General features: G+C 62.3%; 21 protein-coding genes. 14 read left to right on the top strand and 7 right to left on the bottom strand.

The genetic code is table 11. From position 1 onward, the window contains the following. Window positions 1-156 precede the first annotated feature (156 nt). Window positions 157-1,305, top strand: coding sequence for a trypsin-like peptidase domain-containing protein (locus tag PP263_RS01095; RefSeq protein WP_308366535.1), 1,149 nt, complete (start codon window positions 157-159; stop codon window positions 1,303-1,305). A 103-nt stretch (window positions 1,306-1,408) separates the two neighbouring features. On the opposite strand, the gene hisD is transcribed toward PP263_RS01095, so the two are convergent. The 5 genes from hisD to PP263_RS01070 all read right to left on the bottom strand — a co-directional run bounded on the left by hisD (window position 1,409) and on the right by PP263_RS01070 (window position 5,801). Further along, complete coding sequence (hisD, locus tag PP263_RS01090) at window positions 1,409-2,710, bottom strand: histidinol dehydrogenase (protein WP_308366534.1); 1,302 nt, start codon at window positions 2,708-2,710, stop codon at window positions 1,409-1,411. A gap of 10 nt (window positions 2,711-2,720) precedes the next feature. Beyond that, on the bottom strand, window positions 2,721-3,350 hold the full coding sequence (gene hisG, locus PP263_RS01085; RefSeq protein ID WP_308366533.1) for an ATP phosphoribosyltransferase: 630 nt from the start codon (window positions 3,348-3,350) through the stop codon (window positions 2,721-2,723). Window positions 3,351-3,449: 99 nt separating this feature from the next. Then, a complete protein-coding gene (gene murA / locus PP263_RS01080) occupies window positions 3,450-4,712 on the bottom strand; it encodes a UDP-N-acetylglucosamine 1-carboxyvinyltransferase (RefSeq protein ID WP_183455710.1) in 1,263 nt (420 codons plus the stop codon). Window positions 4,713-4,819: 107 nt separating this feature from the next. Beyond that, complete coding sequence (locus PP263_RS01075; protein ID WP_308366532.1) at window positions 4,820-5,053, bottom strand: BolA/IbaG family iron-sulfur metabolism protein; 234 nt, start codon at window positions 5,051-5,053, stop codon at window positions 4,820-4,822. Window positions 5,054-5,147: 94 nt separating this feature from the next. Then, window positions 5,148-5,801 carry an ABC transporter substrate-binding protein gene (locus tag PP263_RS01070; RefSeq protein WP_308366531.1) on the bottom strand — a complete coding sequence of 218 codons (654 nt, stop codon included), beginning with the start codon at window positions 5,799-5,801 and terminating at the stop codon, window positions 5,148-5,150. Window positions 5,802-6,046: 245 nt separating this feature from the next. Between PP263_RS01070 and PP263_RS01065 the strand changes: the two genes are divergently transcribed. The 13 genes from PP263_RS01065 (at window position 6,047) to yjgA (ending at window position 16,157) form a co-directional block, all read left to right on the top strand. After that, entirely contained in the window at window positions 6,047-6,520 is a 474-nt protein-coding gene (locus PP263_RS01065) for a hypothetical protein (protein ID WP_308366530.1), read from the top strand. Window positions 6,521-6,575: 55 nt separating this feature from the next. Next, the gene (locus PP263_RS01060) at window positions 6,576-7,550 is read left to right on the top strand and encodes a KpsF/GutQ family sugar-phosphate isomerase (protein WP_308366529.1); all 975 of its coding nucleotides are present in this window, start codon (window positions 6,576-6,578) and stop codon (window positions 7,548-7,550) included. Window positions 7,551-7,750: 200 nt separating this feature from the next. Further along, a complete protein-coding gene (locus PP263_RS01055; protein WP_308366528.1) occupies window positions 7,751-8,296 on the top strand; it encodes an HAD hydrolase family protein in 546 nt (181 codons plus the stop codon). Then, the gene (gene lptC / locus PP263_RS01050; RefSeq protein WP_183455700.1) at window positions 8,296-8,862 is read left to right on the top strand and encodes an LPS export ABC transporter periplasmic protein LptC; all 567 of its coding nucleotides are present in this window, start codon (window positions 8,296-8,298) and stop codon (window positions 8,860-8,862) included. Before PP263_RS01055 ends, lptC begins: the two co-directional genes overlap by 1 nt. Then, complete coding sequence (gene lptA / locus PP263_RS01045) at window positions 8,849-9,391, top strand: lipopolysaccharide transport periplasmic protein LptA (RefSeq protein ID WP_308366527.1); 543 nt, start codon at window positions 8,849-8,851, stop codon at window positions 9,389-9,391. The genes lptC and lptA overlap by 14 nt, the downstream gene beginning before the upstream one ends. A gap of 48 nt (window positions 9,392-9,439) precedes the next feature. Next, window positions 9,440-10,165, top strand: coding sequence for an LPS export ABC transporter ATP-binding protein (gene lptB / locus PP263_RS01040; protein ID WP_308366526.1), 726 nt, complete (start codon window positions 9,440-9,442; stop codon window positions 10,163-10,165). Window positions 10,166-10,333: 168 nt separating this feature from the next. Next, window positions 10,334-11,779 carry an RNA polymerase factor sigma-54 gene (locus PP263_RS01035; protein WP_308366525.1) on the top strand — a complete coding sequence of 482 codons (1,446 nt, stop codon included), beginning with the start codon at window positions 10,334-10,336 and terminating at the stop codon, window positions 11,777-11,779. Window positions 11,780-12,012: 233 nt separating this feature from the next. Beyond that, complete coding sequence (gene hpf / locus PP263_RS01030) at window positions 12,013-12,303, top strand: ribosome hibernation-promoting factor, HPF/YfiA family (RefSeq protein ID WP_308366524.1); 291 nt, start codon at window positions 12,013-12,015, stop codon at window positions 12,301-12,303. Between the two features lie 3 nt (window positions 12,304-12,306). Further along, window positions 12,307-12,768, top strand: a complete 462-nt coding sequence (ptsN, locus tag PP263_RS01025; RefSeq protein ID WP_183455690.1) for a PTS IIA-like nitrogen regulatory protein PtsN — start codon at window positions 12,307-12,309, stop codon at window positions 12,766-12,768. A gap of 104 nt (window positions 12,769-12,872) precedes the next feature. After that, on the top strand, window positions 12,873-13,733 hold the full coding sequence (rapZ, locus tag PP263_RS01020; protein ID WP_308366523.1) for an RNase adapter RapZ: 861 nt from the start codon (window positions 12,873-12,875) through the stop codon (window positions 13,731-13,733). 18 nt (window positions 13,734-13,751) lie between these two features. Continuing rightward, window positions 13,752-14,021: an HPr family phosphocarrier protein gene (locus tag PP263_RS01015; RefSeq protein WP_308366522.1), complete on the top strand. Its 270-nt coding sequence runs from the start codon at window positions 13,752-13,754 to the stop codon at window positions 14,019-14,021. A 178-nt stretch (window positions 14,022-14,199) separates the two neighbouring features. Further along, window positions 14,200-15,567: a magnesium transporter gene (gene mgtE, locus PP263_RS01010; RefSeq protein ID WP_308366521.1), complete on the top strand. Its 1,368-nt coding sequence runs from the start codon at window positions 14,200-14,202 to the stop codon at window positions 15,565-15,567. Window positions 15,568-15,644: 77 nt separating this feature from the next. Further along, on the top strand, window positions 15,645-16,157 hold the full coding sequence (yjgA, locus tag PP263_RS01005) for a ribosome biogenesis factor YjgA (protein ID WP_183455682.1): 513 nt from the start codon (window positions 15,645-15,647) through the stop codon (window positions 16,155-16,157). A gap of 30 nt (window positions 16,158-16,187) precedes the next feature. Here yjgA and PP263_RS01000 read toward each other — a convergent pair whose 3' ends face one another. Then, window positions 16,188-17,027: a hypothetical protein gene (locus PP263_RS01000; RefSeq protein WP_308366520.1), complete on the bottom strand. Its 840-nt coding sequence runs from the start codon at window positions 17,025-17,027 to the stop codon at window positions 16,188-16,190. A gap of 54 nt (window positions 17,028-17,081) precedes the next feature. Next, window positions 17,082-17,615: a peptide-methionine (R)-S-oxide reductase MsrB gene (gene msrB / locus PP263_RS00995; RefSeq protein ID WP_308366519.1), complete on the bottom strand. Its 534-nt coding sequence runs from the start codon at window positions 17,613-17,615 to the stop codon at window positions 17,082-17,084. Between the last annotated feature and the right edge of the window lie 37 nt (window positions 17,616-17,652).

Below are 17,652 nucleotides of genomic sequence, written 5' to 3'. Positions count from 1 at the left end.
GGCGTGTTGGAATTTCGAGGCGCTCATTATACGGATCGGGCGCGAATGACCAATGGTTGGTGGCCCACTCCCCCCCACCAGCCCCTCTTCCGCAAGCGGGAGAGGGGAGCGCCCAATCCCCACCATGTATAATGGCGTCAAATCGAGGAGTCGAGAGTGTCCCTACAACGTTTTCTGCAAGACTGGATCGCGCCCGTCGGTATTGGCCTGGTAATCGCCGCGGCGCTGTTGCTGCTGTTCCCGCAGTTTCGCGGCGCGCCGGAAGGCCTCACCGGCAGCGCCACCGAAGGACCGGTGTCCTATGCCGATGCGGTCAATCGCGCCGCGCCGGCAGTGGTCAACATCTACACCCGCAAAGCGGTACCGCAGCGGCGTCACCCGCTGTTCGACGACCCCCTGTTCCGGCGCCTGTTCAACAGCATGAACCTGCCCCAGCAGGAGCGCATGCAGTCCAACCTGGGCTCCGGGGTCATCGTCAGCGATGACGGCTATATCCTAACCAATCACCACGTAGTCGACGGCGCCGACGCCATCGTGGTTCTGCTGGCAGACGGACGCGAGGCCCAGGCCCAAGTGGTGGGCAGCGATTCGAATTTCGACCTCGCAGTGCTGAAGATCACCCTGCCCAGCCTCACTGTCATCGAAGTGGGCGAGCCGGAGAAAGCCCAGGTGGGCGACGTGGTGCTGGCCATCGGCAACCCCTTCGGCGTGGGCCAGACGGTGACCCAGGGCATCATCAGTGCCACCGGCCGCTACCTGGAAAACAGCGGCACCGGCAGCTACCTGCAGAACTTCCTGCAGACCGACGCCGCTGTCAATCCGGGCAACTCCGGCGGCGCGCTGGTGGACGCCCACGGCCGCCTGCTGGGTATCAATACTTCCATCCTCAACCAGTCCGGCTACTCCGGCGGCATCAGCTTCGCGATACCGTCCAACATCGCCCTCAAAGTCATGCAGGACATTATCGAGTTCGGCCAGGTGGTTCCCGGCTGGCTGGGCATCGAGGCCCAGGCCATGAACCCTCAACTGGCGCGCTCCTTCGGCCTCAGCTCCAGCAACGGCGTGATCATCACCGCCATCTACAACCAGGGACCGGCGCACAAAGCGGGGCTCAAGCCCGGCGACGTGATCACCCATATCGACGGTATCCCCATCAACGACGGCCGACGCGCAGTGGCCCCCATGGCTACCATGGCCACCCTGCGTCCCGGCGATACCGTGTCGATCACCTTTATCCGCAACGGCGAGGAAAACACCGTGAACGCCACGGTGTCGGAAAAACCCAAGGCCCAGCGGCGCAGCTGAGCAAAACAACACCGGCACCTTTGTGAAACGCAACGGCGAATGGCGGGCCCTGGCCTGGCAGGCAACCAAAATTCCCGACGGCGAATAACTCCGCAGCCGGCTTTTATTCCTTGACCCGGTACTCCGCCGAGCGCGCATGCGCCTCCAGCCCCTCGCCCCGGGCGAGAGTGGCGGCCACACGACCAAGCTGGTCGGCTCCCTGCGGTGAGCAGTAGATCACTGAGCTGCGTTTCTGGAAATCGTACACCCCCAGCGGCGAAGAGAAGCGCGCGGTACCGCTGGTAGGCAGCACGTGGTTGGGGCCGGCACAGTAGTCACCCAGGGCCTCGGCGGTGTGACGCCCCAGGAAGATGGCGCCGGCGTGACGGATCTGCGGCAGGTAGCGCTCGGGGTTTTCCACCGAAACCTCCAAGTGCTCCGGCGCTATGCGGTTGGCCAGTGCGATCGCCTCATCGAGATTCTCCACCGCGATCAATGCGCCGCGCCCGGCCAGGGACTCAGCGGCGATATCCCGGCGCGGCAGTTCCGCCAATTGCCTCTGCAACGAATCCGCCACCGCCTTCAGAAAGTCCTTATCCGGGCTGACCAGAATCGACTGGGCCTGCTGGTCGTGTTCTGCCTGGGACAGCAGGTCCATGGCGACCCAGTCCGGATCGGTTTTGCCGTCGCAAATCACCAGAATTTCCGAGGGGCCGGCAATCATATCGATCGCCACCTGGCCGAACACCGCACGCTTGGCGGCGGCGACAAAGATATTGCCGGGGCCGACGATTTTATCCACCCGCGCAACGGACTCGGTGCCATAGGCGAGCGCCGCCACCGCCTGGGCGCCGCCAATGGTGTAGAGCCGGTCCACTCCGGCGATGGCGGCGGCGGCCAGTACCAGGTCGTTCAACTGGTTGTCCGGCGCCGGTACCACCATGGTCACACAGTCGACACCGGCAACCACGGCCGGAATCGCATTCATCAAAACAGACGAGGGATAACTGGCTTTTCCGCCGGGCACATAGATGCCCACCCTTTCCATGGGGGTAATCTGCTGGCCGAGCACGGTGCCATCGGCCTCGGTGTACTGCCAGGACTGCTGCAACTGGCGCTGGTGGTATTCGCGCACCCGCACGGCGGCCGCTTCCAGGGCCTCGCGCTCCGTGGAGGAAATTCGCTCCAATGCGGCAGTCAGCACTTCCGACGGCAGGCAAAAATCCTGCGCGCTTTGCAATTCGCGGCGGTCGAAACGGTTGGTGTATTCGATCACCGCGGCATCGCCGCGCTCGCGCACCTGCCGCAGGATTTCCGCAACGGTCGCCTCTACTCCGGCATCGGCGACGGACTCCCAGGCCAGCAGCTGCTCCAACTGCGCGTCGAAGTCTTTATCCCGGCTGTGTAACTGGCGAATATTGATCATCGATTACTGGTCATTGTTTATTGACGGCGGCGCTGAGCTTTTCAATCAGCGCGTTGATCGGCTGGTATTTCATTTTCATCGACGCCTTGTTCACAATCAGCCGGCTGCTGATCTGGGCGATGGTCTCCCGGGCCTCCAGGCCGTTGGCCTTGAGGGTGTTGCCGGTATCCACGATATCCACGATCTCATCCGCCAGCTCCATCAACGGCGCCAGTTCCATGGCGCCGTAGAGTTTGATGATATCCGCCTGACGCCCCTGGGCGGCGTAATAGCGCTTGGCGCTCTGCACAAATTTGGTGGCCACCTTGATGCGCCCGCGGGGCAGTTCCACTCCCTTGATCCCGGCAGTCATCAGCCGGCAGCGGGCAATGCCCAGGTCCAGCGGCTCGTAGACACCGTCCCCCATGTGTTCCAGCAGTGTGTCCTTGCCGGCTACACCCATATCCGCGGCACCGTGCTGCACATAAGTGGGCACGTCCACGCCACGTAGAATCAGCAGGCGCACGCCTTGCTGGTTGGTCGGAAAAATCAGCTTGCGGCTCTTGGAGATATTCTCCAGCGGTTCCAGCCCCGCTGCCGCGAGCAGCGGCAGGGTTTCCTGCAGGATTCTACCCTTGGTGAGGGCGATGGTAATTTGCATAGTGGTTATCGTTTTTTAGCGTTAACGACCGGGGCGCACTGTTCTAGATCGGGGCGGGCCTGCGGCCCGCAAGCGGAGCTGGAACTCCGCGCGCCCAGGCTATCCCGGCACCCGCCGAATATTCGCCCCCAACTGCCGGAGCTTCTCCTCGATACACTCGTAGCCGCGGTCGATATGGTAAATGCGATCCACGATAGTGGTGCCCTCGGCGATCATTCCGGCGATCACCAGGCTGGCGGAGGCGCGCAGGTCCGAAGCCATCACCGGGGCGCCCTTCAGTTTTTCCACGCCGGTGACTATCGCGGTATTGCCCTCCAGCAGGATATTGGCGCCCATGCGGTTGAGTTCATGGACCTGGATCAGGCGGTTCTCGAATATGGTCTCCACCACCGCGCCCTTACCCTCGGCCACCGCGTTCATGGCGGTAAACTGGGACTGCATATCGGTGGGAAAGGCCGGATAGGGGGCGGTGCGGAAGCTCACCGCCTTGGGGCGATTGCCCTTCATGTCCAGCTCGATCCAGTCGTCACCGCAGGAAATATACGCACCCGCCTCCTCGAACTTGGCCAGCACCGCGTCGAGAATTCCGGCTCGGGTGTGGGTCAGGCGCACCTTGCCGCGGGCGGCGGCGGCGGCGGCGAGGAAGGTGCCGGTCTCGATCCGGTCCGGCATCACGGTAAAAGTGCAGGGGTTGAGGCGGGACACGCCGTGCACCCGCAGGGTGTCGGTACCCACACCTTCGATCTGCGCGCCCATGGCGATCAGGAATTCCGCCAGGTCGACGATCTCCGGCTCCCGCGCGGCGTTGTGCAGCACCGTGGTGCCCTCGGCCAGTACCGCGGCCATCAGCAGGTTTTCGGTGCCGCCCACGGTGACCTTTTCCATCACGATATTGGCACCTTTCAGACGGCCGTTGGTGCGTGCACGGATAAAGCCTTCGTCGATGGTGATCTCCGCCCCCATGGCCTCCAGGCCCTTGAGGTGGATGTCCACCGGGCGGCTGCCGATGGCGCAGCCCCCGGGGAAGGACACATTGGCCACCCCGTGGCGGGCCAGCAGCGGCCCCAATACCAGGATGGAGGCGCGCATGGTCTTCACCAGCTCGTAGGGCGCGGTGAGGTCGTTGACCGAGCGGGGGTCGATCTCCACCCCCAGCTTTTCATCGATCGTGATATCGCAGCCCATACACCGCAACAGGGTGATCATGGTGGTGATATCGTTGAGATGCGGCAGGTTGTGGATGTGCACAGGGCCATCCGCCAACAGGGCCGCGGCGAGTATCGGCAGCGCTGCGTTCTTGGCCCCGGAAATTTTCAGGGTGCCGGAGATAGGGCTGCCGCCCTCGATAATTAATTTGTCCATTCAGTCTCGCGTCTTTTTAACTTGGCCGGTCTGACTTGACCGACCTGTGGCCAGCGGCGGCACATCCCTGTGCCGCATTATTGACCTTTTCAATTCTGATGTCGGCTTTACTGACCGGCTTCTTCCGGGGTAAGAGTCTGCATCTGCACCGCGTGCAGGGTGCCGTCGGCGATTTTGTCGCTCAGGGCGGCGTATACCAGCTGCTGTTTCTTCAACCGGCTGAGACCGGCGAAGGCGCTGCTCACAACGGTGACAATCAGGTGGCTGCCCTCGAAGGAGACATCCGCATGGCTCTCGGGAATATGCCCCTCGATCAGGGCTTTGATTTCTTCAGGTTGCATAGGCGGGGATTGGTCGGTTTGAAAACGGCGTGCAGTGTAGCGGAATTGAGCGGACAGCGCAGCCGTCACTGCGCTGTCCGGCACCGGCTGCAGGTCAGCCGACCTGGTCGGCAACCTTGTCCGCCGCAGACCAGTTGGCGATCACCTTGTCGATATCACCATGGGTCTGCATCGCCTGGGCGAACTGACTGCGGAAAGTCTTGCCCAGGTTGACCCCGTTGAGGATCACATTGATCAGCTTCCACTGCCCGGAGCGATTCTGCACCAGGGTGTAGGAGACCTTGGTCACCCCCTCGCTGCTGCGCACCTCCTGCAACACATTGACCCGTCTGCCGCCGGGGGCGGAACCGGGATTGACCACCTTGACCTCCATCTCGCCGAAGCTGGCCACGCCGCGGGCAAAGGTGGCCACCAGGTCCTTGCGGAACGCGCTGGCAAAACGCGAGCGCTGTGCGGCGGTGGCCTGCTTGGCGTAGCGCCCCATCACCCCGCGGGCGATGAAGTCGAAATCCACCACCGGCTCCAATACATTGTCCACTGCGCCGTAATAGCGCTGGGGATCCGAGCTCATGTACTGGGCATTGGCGCGAATCACTCCCAGCAGATTCTGGGAGACCCCTTCGATCATGACATACGGGTTCTGCGCAGCACTGGCAAAAGGCGCCCAACAGGCCAGCAGCAACACCCAGGCCATCGCTTTCACCCGCTGCAGGAAACCCACTCGGCTGTAGATATTCGATACGGTCACAAAAATTCTCCCATTGGCAAATCGTTCCTTGGATACATACGGCGCACAAAAGTGCCCTCGCGCGCCGTCAGCTTCCCGCCTACACCCGCTACCCGACAAAGCCCACTGGGCAAGGCTGACAGCGGCGGCGGCAAACTATACCATGGCGGCGCCCGGCCGTGTGGCGATGCATCACACCGGTGCAGTGATCTACCGCGCCGTCTCTACAAGGCACCGCATTTCACATCATTCATTATGAGGTTAGCATGTCGGAAGTCTGGCTGGCGGCGTTGGCGATCCTGGGAGGGCTCGTCGGTCTGCTGTGGAGCGCCGACCGCTTTGTCGCCGGCAGCGCCGCACTGGCGCTGCAGCTGGGACTGTCGAAACTGGTGATCGGCCTCACCGTAGTGGCTGTGGGTACCAGCCTGCCGGAACTGGCGGCTTCGATCGTCAGCGTCCTGCGCGGACACTTCGACCCGGCCCTGGGCAACATCATCGGCTCCAATGTCTTCAATATTCTCGCCGTGATGTCGGTACCCGGGATTATCGCCACCACGCAAATGGAAGATGCGGTATTCTCCCGCGATTACCTGGCCATGCTGGCGATCACCCTGATGCTGGTGGCGGCGATTGCCGCCAGCCTGTGGCGTCATCCCGCCAGGGGGCGCCTCGGCCGGCGCCTGGGCGCCCTGCTGCTGGCCAGCTACGTCGCCTATTATTGGCTGCTGTTCCACCCCTGAAACGGCAGCCCTCAAGCATCCTCTACACTCACAAAATTCACAACAGCGACAGCCCATGACCCAACAAGACCCCATATTGATAGCCGGGCGCCGCACGGTGCTGATGGAAACCGAAGCGGTGGCGGAGCTGGAAAAGCGCATCAACGACGACTTCAGGCGCGCCTGCGAACTCATCCTCCAGTGCCGCGGGCGCGCCATCGTCACCGGCATGGGCAAGTCCGGACATATCGGCCGCAAGATCGCCGCCACCCTGGCCAGCACCGGCACCCCAAGCTTCTTCGTGCACCCGGGTGAAGCCAGCCACGGCGATCTGGGCATGATCACCCGCGACGACCTGGTGATCGCCATCTCAAACTCGGGCTCCTCTGCGGAGGTTCTCACCCTGCTGCCACTGCTCAAGCGCCTGGGTATCCCCATGATCAGCATGAGCGGCAAGGCGGACTCACCGCTGGCACAAGCGGCGGACGCGAACCTGGATATATCCGTGGAAACCGAGGCCTGCCCTCTCGGCCTGGCCCCCACCTCCTCCACCACCGTCACCCTGGTGATGGGCGACGCCCTCGCAGTGGCTCTGCTGGAAGCCCGCGGCTTCACTGCCGAGGACTTCGCCTTCTCCCACCCCGGCGGTGCCCTCGGCCGGCGCCTGCTGCTGAAAGTGGAAGACGTGATGCACGCCGGCGACGAACTGCCCCGGGTAACCCCGGAAACCCTGCTGTCGAAGGCCCTGTTGGAAATGACCAGCAAGGGCTTCGGCATGACCACCGTGGTGGACAGTGAGGGCGCCCTGCTCGGCGTCTTCACCGACGGCGACCTGCGCCGGGTAATCGACCACAAGGTGGAACTGGACAGCGCCACCATGGACGAAGTAATGAGCCGCCGCCCAAAGACCGTCTCCGCGAATATCCTGGCCGCCGAGGCCCTGCGCATCATGGAGGACAACAAGATCACCGCACTGGTGGTGGAGGACGAGGCGCACCGCCCCACCGGCTTGCTGCATATGCACGATATACTGCGCGCCGGAGTTATCTGATCTCGGGGACCCGAAAAAGAAATACCGAGACTCCATGCGCAGGCCCTGCTGCCGGGGGCCGTTCGTGAAACGTTTGCCGATGAGGCTGTAGAGCGAACGGCCACCGGCAGCAGGACCGCCACAGTCCCCGGCTAAGAGCCCCGAAAACCGGCCTACGGCAAAAAAAGCCACCGCCATCCAACAGCTTTTAAGGACCACCAGTGATTTCTGAAGAAAAACTCAATAGCGCCCTCAAGCGCGTGCGCCACCTGGTATTGGACGTGGACGGCGTGCTCACCGACGGCAGGCTCAGCTTCGACAACAATGGCAACGAACTCAAGAGCTTCCACACTCTGGACGGCCACGGTATCAAGATGCTGCAGAAAACCGGCGTGCAGGTGGCCATCATCACCGGCCGGCGCAGCGCCGTGGTGGAGCGCCGCGCCCACGAACTGGGCGTGGGCAAGCTGATCCAGGGGCGCGAAGACAAGTTCACCGCGCTGCAGGAACTCTTTGCCGGTGAGAGCTACCGCCTGGAAGACATGGCCTATATGGGCGACGACTACCCGGACCTGCAGGTGATGACCCGCGTAGGCTGTCCCATTTCGGTCCCTAACGCCGCGCCGGCGGTGCGGGAGCGCGCCCTGTGGATCACCGGGAAGCGCGGCGGCGAAGGCGCCGTGCGCGAAGTCTGCGACCGCATCATGCATGCACAAGGCACATTTGAAGCCGCGCTGGCCCCCTACCTCGGAGACGGAGAAAACTGATGCGCACCTGGCTGCCACTGGTTATCGTCGTCGCGCTCATCAGCCTGGGGCTCTGGTTTGCCGAGAGCCCGCCAGAAGAACTGCTCGGCAAGCGCCCCACGCCGCAGCAGCACACCCAGGCCGCAGATCTGGTGATTCGCGATGCGCGCACCCGCCACTTCAATCAGGAGGGCACCCTCGCCTATCGAGTGGACGCCGAGCGCATCACCTACTTCCAGTTCGCCCGCCGCGACCGCGCCGATCTCACCGAGCCGCGTATACTCTTCTACCAGGACAAACAACCCACATGGCATACCGAATCGAAAACCGGAGTGGCTCACAACAACGGCCAACGGGTGGTATTGCGCGGCGATGTAAAAATCGATGAATTGCCGAAGCCCGGCGGTGTCCAATTGCGCACCCAGAGCATCACCATTGAGCCCCGCAAGGAATACGCCGAAACGGACAAAGTTGTTACCATTACCTCCGGTCCCAACCGCACCCAGGGCAAAGGCCTGCGCGCCTACCTGAATGAAGACCGGGTGGAGATCCTCTCAGAGGTAGAAAGCATCTATGAAACCAAATAAGTTCCTGCGGCCGCTCGCAGCCATCTCCGCACTGATCCTGATCGCGCAGGCCATAGCCCTGCCAGGCGATCGCGACCAGCCGATCAAAGTGGACGCAAAACACTTCGAAGGCGATCGCAGCAAAAACCTGTTTGTATACAGCGGCAACGTCGTGATAACCCAAGGCTCACTGCAGATTCGCGCCGACCGGGTGGAAGTCCACGGCAACGCCGAGGGGGAAATCAACCGCGTGATCGCCACCGGCAAACCGGCCCACTTCCAGCAACAGGTCCAGCAGAGCCAGAATCCGGTCAAGGCCCGCGCCGCACGCATCGAGTACACCGTCAGCTCCGACGAACTGCACCTCTCCGGCGATGCCCACGTGGACCGCGACGGCAACACCCTCACCGCCGAGCGCATCGACTACGACCTGACCAGCGAGCAGATGCAGGCCCGGGGCCAGTCCGGCGACGGGCGGGTGGAAATGATCTGGAAGCCGGAAAAGAAAAAGACCGAACAGCAGCCGGCAACCGGCGACGAAAACCAGTAGCAAGCAGCCCGCCGGATCAAGGGCTGCCGGATCAACCGGAATTAAAATATGCCAACGCTGAAAGCGTTACATCTCGCCAAGCAGTACAAGAAACGCAAAGTTGTCCAGGACGTTTCCGTCAGTGTCAGCAGCGGCCAGGTGGTCGGCCTGCTCGGCCCCAACGGCGCCGGCAAAACCACCTGCTTCTACATGATTGCCGGCCTGGTGCAGGCGGACGCCGGCCAGGTACTGATCGACGACGAGGACATCACCCGCCTGTCCATGCACGGCCGCGCGCGCAAGGGTATCGGTTACCTGCCTCAGGAGGCCTCGGTATTCCGTCGCCTCACAGTGCGCGACAATATCCTCGCCATTCTGGAGACCCGCAAGGATCTGTCCCGTGCCGAACGCCTGCAACAGACCCAGGAACTGCTGAAGGAATTCAACATCACCCACATCGAGGGCAGCCTGGGCATGGCGCTGTCCGGCGGCGAGCGCCGCCGGGTGGAGATAGCCCGCGCCCTGGCCACAGACCCGGACTTTGTGCTGCTGGACGAGCCCTTCGCCGGCGTAGACCCGATTTCAGTCAACGATATCAAGCAGATCATCCGCCACCTGCGGGACAGGGACATTGGCGTACTGATTACCGATCACAATGTGCGCGAGACCCTGGATATCTGCGAGACCGCTTATATCGTCAGCGAGGGACACATCATCGCCGCCGGCACCCCGGCGGAAGTGCTCGCCAACCAGCAGGTGCGCGAGGTCTACCTGGGGCACGAGTTCACCATCTAGCCGGCCCGCCCGGGCGAACACGAAGGTTCGCCCCTATAGTCCTACCATTCATCGCCTACCCCCAAAACCCGGCACAGTTTTTGCTTGCAAGCCGCGCCGCAGAGGGTTAGTCTGCAACATCCTGAATTTTCAGATGATTCATCCGCCGGATGCCTTGCAGTTTCCTCTATGAAGCAGTCCCTTCAAATAAAACTCGGCACTCAGCTGACCATGACGCCCCAGCTGCAGCAGGCTATCCGCCTGCTACAGCTCTCCACCCTGGACCTGCAACAGGAAATCCAGTCGGCGCTGGATAGCAACCCGCTGCTGGAGACCGAGGGCGAGGAGCCCGCAGAGACAGCCAGGGAGCAGAACACCCAGGAGCAACAGGCCGACAGCGGCGCCGCCAACGGAACCGAACAGGCGGCTGACAGCGACTGGAGCCACGACATCCCCGACGACCTGCCGGTGGACACCCGCTGGGACGACATCTACAGCGGCGGCAGCTACAGCGGAGGTGAGGGTGACGACCTGGCCCTGGAGCAGCGCAATTCGGTGCCGGACAGCCTGCACAGCCACCTGTTGTGGCAACTCAACCTCACCCCCCTGTCCGAACAGGACAAACTGATCGGTGAGACCCTGATCGATGCCATCGCCCCAAGCGGCTTTCTCGAGTCCCTCCCGGCGGAACTGGCCCCGGCCCTGAACGCCGAGGAAGACGAAGTCGTCGCAGTACTCAAGATCATCCAGCAGTTCGAACCCGCTGGCTGCGGTGCCCGCGACCTCCGCGAATGCCTGTTGTTACAGTTGCAGCAGCTGCCTGCTGACACCCCCTGGCTGGAGCAGGCACAGATCGTGGTAGGCAGCTACCTGGACCTGCTGGGCAAGCGCGATTTCCGCCAGTTGAGTCGCCGCACACGCCTGAGCGAGGCACAGCTGGGCGAGGTGGTGCGCCTGATCCAGACCCTGAACCCCCACCCCGGGGAGGCTTTCGGCGGCGAGGAGACCCAATATGTGGTGCCGGATATCATCGTCAGCCGCAAACAGCAGCGCTGGCTGGTGGAACTGAACCCGGAGACCACCCCAAAACTGCGCATCAACGGCGACTACGCCGCACTGATCAAGCGCGCCGACAATTCCAGTGACAACAACTTCCTGCGCGACCACCTGCAGGAGGCGCGCTGGTTCCTGAAGAGCCTGCAGAGCCGCAACGAGACACTGCTCAAAGTGGCCTCAAGTATCGTGGACAAGCAGCAGGGCTTTTTCGAGCGGGGCCCGGAAGCGATGAAACCCATGGTGCTGGCGGACATAGCCGAAACCATCGGTATGCACGAGTCCACCATCTCCCGGGTCACCACCCAGAAATACATGCTCACCCCCCGCGGCGTGTTCGAACTCAAGTACTTCTTTTCCAGCCATGTGAGCACCGACTCCGGTGAAGACGCCTCCTCCACCGCCATCCGCGCCATGATCCGCAAGCTGATCGACTCCGAGGAAGCCCGCAAACCCCTATCCGACAACAAGATCACCCAGGAACTGGACCACCAGGGTATCAAGGTGGCCCGGCGCACCGTGGCCAAATACCGGGAATCCATGGGCATCCCCTCCTCCAGCGAACGCAAGCGACTGGTCTGAGAGACCACTCGCAATCTCCCGGCAAGGTTTTACAGACCGATGGCGGCCCTTCCGGTCACAAATCTTCGACCCATATCGATATCCCGGTCAGGTTTTGCAGGCACCCAATTCCACCCAGCCCGCAACCAACGCCCAAACTTTGAGTGTATCCTTCCATTCTGGCTAACTTCCTAGTAGGGTTGCGGCCCAGACGGGAGCGGCCGGCAAGCGACGCACTCGATGAGGAGAAGTCCATGCAGATCAACATCAGTGGCCACCACGTGGAATTGACCGACCCCATCCGCGACTACTGCCATAGCAAACTGGAAAAACTCTCCCGGCACTACGACAACATTACCAATGCCCAGGTAATCCTATCGGTTGAAAAACTGACCCAGAAGGCCGAGGCCAGGGTGCATATGAACGGACACGATCTCTGTGCCACCTCCGAAGACGAGGACCTGTACGCAGCCATCGACGCCCTCTCCGACAAGCTGGACCGCCAGCTCAAGAAACACAAAGAGAAGTTGCAGAACCACCGATAAGCTATGACATTGGAAGCCCTACTCTCTCCCCGCCTGAGTCTTTGCCACCTGGCGGGGAGCAGCAAAAAGAAATTGCTGCTAAATATTGCCCAGGCCATCGCCGAAGAAAATCCACAACTGGATGCCGACACTATTTTCAACCAGCTCCTCGCCCGCGAGCGCCTCGGCTCCACCGGCATCGGCGAGGGGGTAGCCATCCCCCACTGCCGCCTGCCCGGCTGTGAGCGCCCCATCGGCGTGCTCTGCACCACCGAGCCGGCGATTGATTTCGATGCCGTCGACCGCCAGCCGGTGGACCTGCTGTTCGCGCTGCTGGTACCGGAGGACGCCGAGCAGGAACACCTGGAAACCCTGGCGGAAATCGCCGCCCTGTTCTCCGACAGCCGGGTGCGGGAAAAGCTGCGCCAGGCCCAGACCAGCGATGAGCTCTACGCCCTGGCCATCGACAGCGCCGCCGCAGCTTAGAAAACAGACAACAGAAGTCAGAGGGCAGAAAGGAAAATGACTTTACCCAGCGATCATTCGAATTTATTTTCTGTCTTCCTTCCTCTGGCTACTGACCTCTGAATATGCGCTTAGTGATTATCAGCGGCCGTTCCGGCTCCGGTAAAAGCTCCGCCCTGCAACTGCTGGAAGACGTCGGCTTCAACTGCATCGACAACCTGCCAGCCAGCCTGCTGCCAGAACTGGTGCGGCGGGTGCGCGAGCAGCCCCCGGTGGATAACCCCAGGCTGGCACTGGGCATCGATGCGCGCAACCTGTGGCAGGATGTACAGCAGGCCCCGCGGGTCATCGAGGAATTACGCGAAAGCGGCGTGCAGTGCGATGTTATCTACCTGGACGCCCGCTCACCGGTGCTGGTGCAACGCTTCAGCGAAACCCGGCGCAAACATCCCCTCAGCGACAACCGCACCCACCTGCTGGAAGCCCTCAACCGGGAAAAGGAATTGCTCGCCCCGCTGGCGGCCATAGCGGACCTGGTAATCGACACCAGCAGCCTCAGCCTGCACCAGCTGCGCGACCTGGTAAAAACCCGGGTGGTGGGCGAGGAATCGCCGGGCATGGCGATCCTGTTCCAGTCCTTCGGCTACAAGCACGGCGTGCCGGTGGACGCCGACCTGGTGTTCGACCTGCGCTGCCTGCCAAACCCCTACTGGATCGCGGAGCTGCGCCACAAAACGGGCCGCGACCCGGAAGTGATCGAATTCCTGCGCGCGCAGCCGGAAACCGGGGATATGGAGCGGGATATCGGCCAGTTCCTGCAACGCTGGCTGCCTTCCTACCAGCAGAGCAATCGCAGCTACACCTGTATCGCTGTGGGCTGCACCGGCGGTCGCCATCGCTCCGTGTATATGGTGGAACAGCTGGCGAAGGCCTTCTCCAGCCAGTTCGATAATGTGCAGGTCCGCCACCGCGAACAATCGCAGTAACCCACGTCGAAACAACCCATGCAGAAAAGCCAGATCACCATCATCAACAAGCTGGGCCTGCACGCCCGCGCCGCCAGCAAGTTCGCGCAGACCGCCGCGCGCTTCTCCTCCGACATAAAAGTGCACTGTCGGGGTAAGTGCGTGGACGGCAAGAGCGTGATGGCGCTGATGCTGTTGGCCGCCGGCAAGGACTGTGAGCTGGGACTGGAGGTCGAGGGCTGCGATGAGGAGGCCGCGCTCAGCGCCATCAGCGAGCTGGTGGCAGACCGTTTCGGCGAAGCGGAGTGAAAGGTAATGCGGAATGATGAATGCGGAATGCGGAATAGGGGCCAGCTGCCCGCTGTAGGAACGGCCGCCGGCCGCGATCACACGCCCAGCATCCACCGATCACGGCCACCGGCCTCTGTTGCGGCACGGACCACCATTCCGCATTCATCATTCCGCATTCCGCATTAAAGGAGCCTCCGTGCCCAACCCTCCCCCGGCTGAGATCCAGTTCCGCGCACAGAACCAGTTGAGCGAGCTGTTCGCTGCCCTCGACAGCGGCACCGGGCGCGAAGTCCGGCGCATGCTGGGCACTCTCACGCCACAGAGCATCGCCCAGTTGCTGGAGAGTTCACCGCCGCGGATCCGCCAGGTGATCTGGGAACTGATCGATAAGGAGGTCGAGGGCGAGGTCCTGCAGGAACTCAGCGACGAGGTACAGAGCCAGATCCTCGCCACCCTGGACACCGAGGAAATGGTGGCGCTGATGGAGGGGCTGCACGCCGACGATATCGCCGACATATTGCAGCAGCTTCCGGAGCGGGTGATGGCGGAAGTGCTCTCCGCCATGAGCGAGCGCGACCGCCAGCGGGTGGAGCGGGTACTCCCCTACGGCGAGGAGACCGCCGGCGGCCTGATGGACACGGACACCATATCCGTGCGCCCCAACCTCACCCTCGACGTGGTGCTGCGCTACCTGCGCCGCCACGAGCAGCTGCCGGAATCCACCGACAACCTGTTCGTGGTCAACCGCAAGGACCAGTACATCGGCCTGCTGCCGCTGGCAAAACTGCTCACCACCGACCCCTCGGTCACAGTGCGCGAGGTGATGAACACCGACGTGGAGCCGATACCGGCGGACCTCGCCGATAGCGAGGTCGCGCGTCTGTTCGAGAAGTACGACTGGATTACCGCGCCGGTGGTAGACCAAGACAACCGTCTACTGGGTCGCATCACCATCGACGACGTGGTGGATGTGATCCGTGAGGATGCCGATCACTCCTTGATGAGCCTTGCCGGCCTGGACGAGGAGGAGGACACCTTCGCGCCTATAAGACGCACCGCGCGGCGTCGCGCGGTCTGGCTGGGCATCAACCTGCTCACCGCCCTGCTCGCTTCCTGGGTGATCAGCCTGTTCCAGGGGACACTCGACAAGGTGGTGGCGCTGGCAGTGCTGATGCCCATCGTCGCCAGCATGGGCGGCGTGGCCGGCAGCCAGACCCTCACCGTGGTGATTCGCGGCATGGCCCTCGGGCAGATAGGCCGCAGCAACCTGAACTGGCTGCTCTCCCGCGAGCTGGGTTCCGGCGCCCTCAATGCCCTGCTCTGGTCGATGGTGATGGGCCTGGTGGCAGGTCTGTGGTTCGGCGATGCCAGGATTGCCCTGATCATCCTCGCGGCAATGATCATCAACCTGATTACCGCGGCCCTGGCCGGCGCCATATTGCCGGTGGTACTGCGCGCCATGCGCATAGACCCGGCCCTGGCCGGCGGCGTGGCGCTCACCACTGTCACCGATGTGGTGGGCTTTATGTCCTTTCTCGGTCTGGCGGCCTGGTACTACGGTTAACTGAAGAATGACGCAGGGTGCGCCGCGCGCGTACCCGAGACAAACGGTGCGCGCGGCGCACCTACGGGAAAAACAGAATGCACGAATACGACGATTTCGAAGAAGAACAGCCGAAAAGCAAAACCCGGGTAAAAAAGGAAATGCACCAGTTGCAGGACCTGGGCAAACAGCTCACCGAGCTGGGGGCGGCACAGCTGGCGGAGGTGCCGCTGGACCAGGATCTGCGCGAGGCGATCAATACCCTCCACCGCATCAAATCCAACGAGGCCCGCCGGCGTCAGCTGCAGTATATCGGCAAACTGATGCGCGGCGCCGACAGCGAGGCGATCGAGGCGGTGCTGGCCAGGTTCAGGGAGCGGGACCAACAGTATGTCCGTTTCGACAAGATGGCCGAAGACTGGCGCAAGCGCCTTCTGGACGGGGACAAGGCGGCGCAAAGCGAGTTTTTCGATCGCTATCCGCAGGCGGACCACCAACAGTTGCGCCAGTTGATCCGCGACTCGAACCGGGAAATCAAAACCGGCAAACCGCCGGCCAACCAGCGCAAGTTGTTTCGCTTCCTGCGCGACTTGTTTATGCAGGAATCGTAGGGGCGAATTCCGTTTGCCCCTACGCGCCGATCACCCGCCGCTGGTCTCCGCCTGCCACTCGAACAGGTTCATCTCGATAAAGAAGAAGGCCACCAGCCATAGAAAGGCGTCCCAGAAATCCAGGAAGCTGCCGTTTACCCCCCAGTAGACGGCGCACAGCAGCAGGGTGAAATACAACAGACCTTTCACCACCTGTGAATAACGCATCGCTGCGCCGGACAGTTGGTGGCGCAACTGCAGCCGCACGTCGAAGGCCAGGATCGCCACCACCAGCAGCCAGGCACCGGCGTTGATCACATCGGTCCAGGCCAGCCACTTGGTCTCCCGCCACACGGCCACCTCCCCCAGCACCCGCGCATCCGCCAGGCGCAGCAACCGGGCATCCGCCAGCGCCGCGCAGTTATCCGCAGTGAGGGGGACATAATCGTCTTGCCCCTGCGCCAGCGACCAGTTCCCCTGCGCCGCCAGCTCGCAGACCGGCTGCGCCGTCGGCAGCAGGTGGGTGAGCGAGGACATCTCGGCCACATAGCCATAGAAGGAGTAGACGATAAACAGGTAACAGAAGGCGGACACGGCATTGAGGGACCATTTCACCCAGCCCCGCAGCTTTTCGTCCGCGAGGACGAAGGTCTCCAGCTCGAAGACCATCAGCAGCAGCACCCAGGCCAGGGTGTCTATGGCATCGTTGTAGGCTTCGATCACCCTGCCCGCTTGCAACCCGTCGGCAAATACGGCACCGGCGGCGGCGTGATTTTCAATAAAGAAGGCGTAGACGTTGTAGGCGAGCAGCAGGTAGACGGTGTACTTGAACACCCGGAACAGGGCATAGCGGTTGACCGGAAACCCGGTCGAAGTGGCAACCTCGGTCATAGCAGCCTCTTTCGCTTTATTTATTGTGCTGAGGGCGCCCACAATATCGAATAATCATTCGGTTTTTGCAATAGTTGGTACGAAATCCAATGCCAGGGAATTGAGGCAGTAGCGCAGGCCGGTGGGTTCGGGGCCGTCCCTGAACACATGGCCCAGGTGCTCACCGCAGGCGGACAGCACCTCGGTGCGCTTTATCCCCCAACTGTAATCCTCGCGCAGTACAACATTTCCCGGATAGGCGATGTCCCAGAAACTGGGCCAGCCGGTTCCGGAATCGTACTTATGCTCGGAACTGAACACGGGCAGGCGGCAGCCGGCGGTCACATAGATTCCCTTCGCCTCATTGTGCAGCCACTTGCCGCTGAAGGCGCGCTCGGTGTCCTTCTCCCAGAGTATTTCGTACTGGTCTTCCGGCAGCAGTTGGCGCCACACGGATTTGGGAATCCGCGACAGCTCGTTGCCCGCGGCGATATGCGCCTTCGCTTCATCCACGGTCATGGACTGATCGCGTCCCTCATCCGCCTCGGTGCAGGCGGGCAGCGCGGCGGCGCCCAGGATGAGCGCAAACAGCAGAGTGGACCTGTTCATATTCGAAGCCTCTCTACCCACTGGTTCAGAGTCCTTC

The sequence above is a fragment of the Microbulbifer sp. TB1203 genome (assembly GCF_030997045.1).
Classification (GTDB): Bacteria; Pseudomonadota; Gammaproteobacteria; order Pseudomonadales; family Cellvibrionaceae; genus Microbulbifer.
Note: the sequence above shows the minus strand (reverse complement) of the source record. Positions and strands in the feature narration are given on the sequence as shown.

Bases quoted from the DNA above. Each gene is read 5' to 3' on its own strand.
- hisD (WP_308366534.1), bottom strand. From the start codon at position 2,710: ATGATCAATATTCGCCAGTTACACAGCCGGGATAAAGACTTCGACGCG.
- hisG (WP_308366533.1), bottom strand. From the start codon at position 3,350: ATGCAAATTACCATCGCCCTCACCAAGGGTAGAATCCTGCAGGAAACC.
- murA (WP_183455710.1), bottom strand. From the start codon at position 4,712: ATGGACAAATTAATTATCGAGGGCGGCAGCCCTATCTCCGGCACCCTG.
- PP263_RS01075 (WP_308366532.1), bottom strand. From the start codon at position 5,053: ATGCAACCTGAAGAAATCAAAGCCCTGATCGAGGGGCATATTCCCGAG.
- PP263_RS01065 (WP_308366530.1), top strand. From the start codon at position 6,047: ATGTCGGAAGTCTGGCTGGCGGCGTTGGCGATCCTGGGAGGGCTCGTC.
- PP263_RS01060 (WP_308366529.1), top strand. From the start codon at position 6,576: ATGACCCAACAAGACCCCATATTGATAGCCGGGCGCCGCACGGTGCTG.
- lptC (WP_183455700.1), top strand. From the start codon at position 8,296: ATGCGCACCTGGCTGCCACTGGTTATCGTCGTCGCGCTCATCAGCCTG.
- lptA (WP_308366527.1), top strand. From the start codon at position 8,849: ATGAAACCAAATAAGTTCCTGCGGCCGCTCGCAGCCATCTCCGCACTG.
- lptB (WP_308366526.1), top strand. From the start codon at position 9,440: ATGCCAACGCTGAAAGCGTTACATCTCGCCAAGCAGTACAAGAAACGC.
- PP263_RS01035 (WP_308366525.1), top strand. From the start codon at position 10,334: ATGAAGCAGTCCCTTCAAATAAAACTCGGCACTCAGCTGACCATGACG.
- hpf (WP_308366524.1), top strand. From the start codon at position 12,013: ATGCAGATCAACATCAGTGGCCACCACGTGGAATTGACCGACCCCATC.
- ptsN (WP_183455690.1), top strand. From the start codon at position 12,307: ATGACATTGGAAGCCCTACTCTCTCCCCGCCTGAGTCTTTGCCACCTG.
- rapZ (WP_308366523.1), top strand. From the start codon at position 12,873: ATGCGCTTAGTGATTATCAGCGGCCGTTCCGGCTCCGGTAAAAGCTCC.
- PP263_RS01015 (WP_308366522.1), top strand. From the start codon at position 13,752: ATGCAGAAAAGCCAGATCACCATCATCAACAAGCTGGGCCTGCACGCC.
- yjgA (WP_183455682.1), top strand. From the start codon at position 15,645: ATGCACGAATACGACGATTTCGAAGAAGAACAGCCGAAAAGCAAAACC.
- PP263_RS01000 (WP_308366520.1), bottom strand. From the start codon at position 17,027: ATGACCGAGGTTGCCACTTCGACCGGGTTTCCGGTCAACCGCTATGCC.
- msrB (WP_308366519.1), bottom strand. From the start codon at position 17,615: ATGAACAGGTCCACTCTGCTGTTTGCGCTCATCCTGGGCGCCGCCGCG.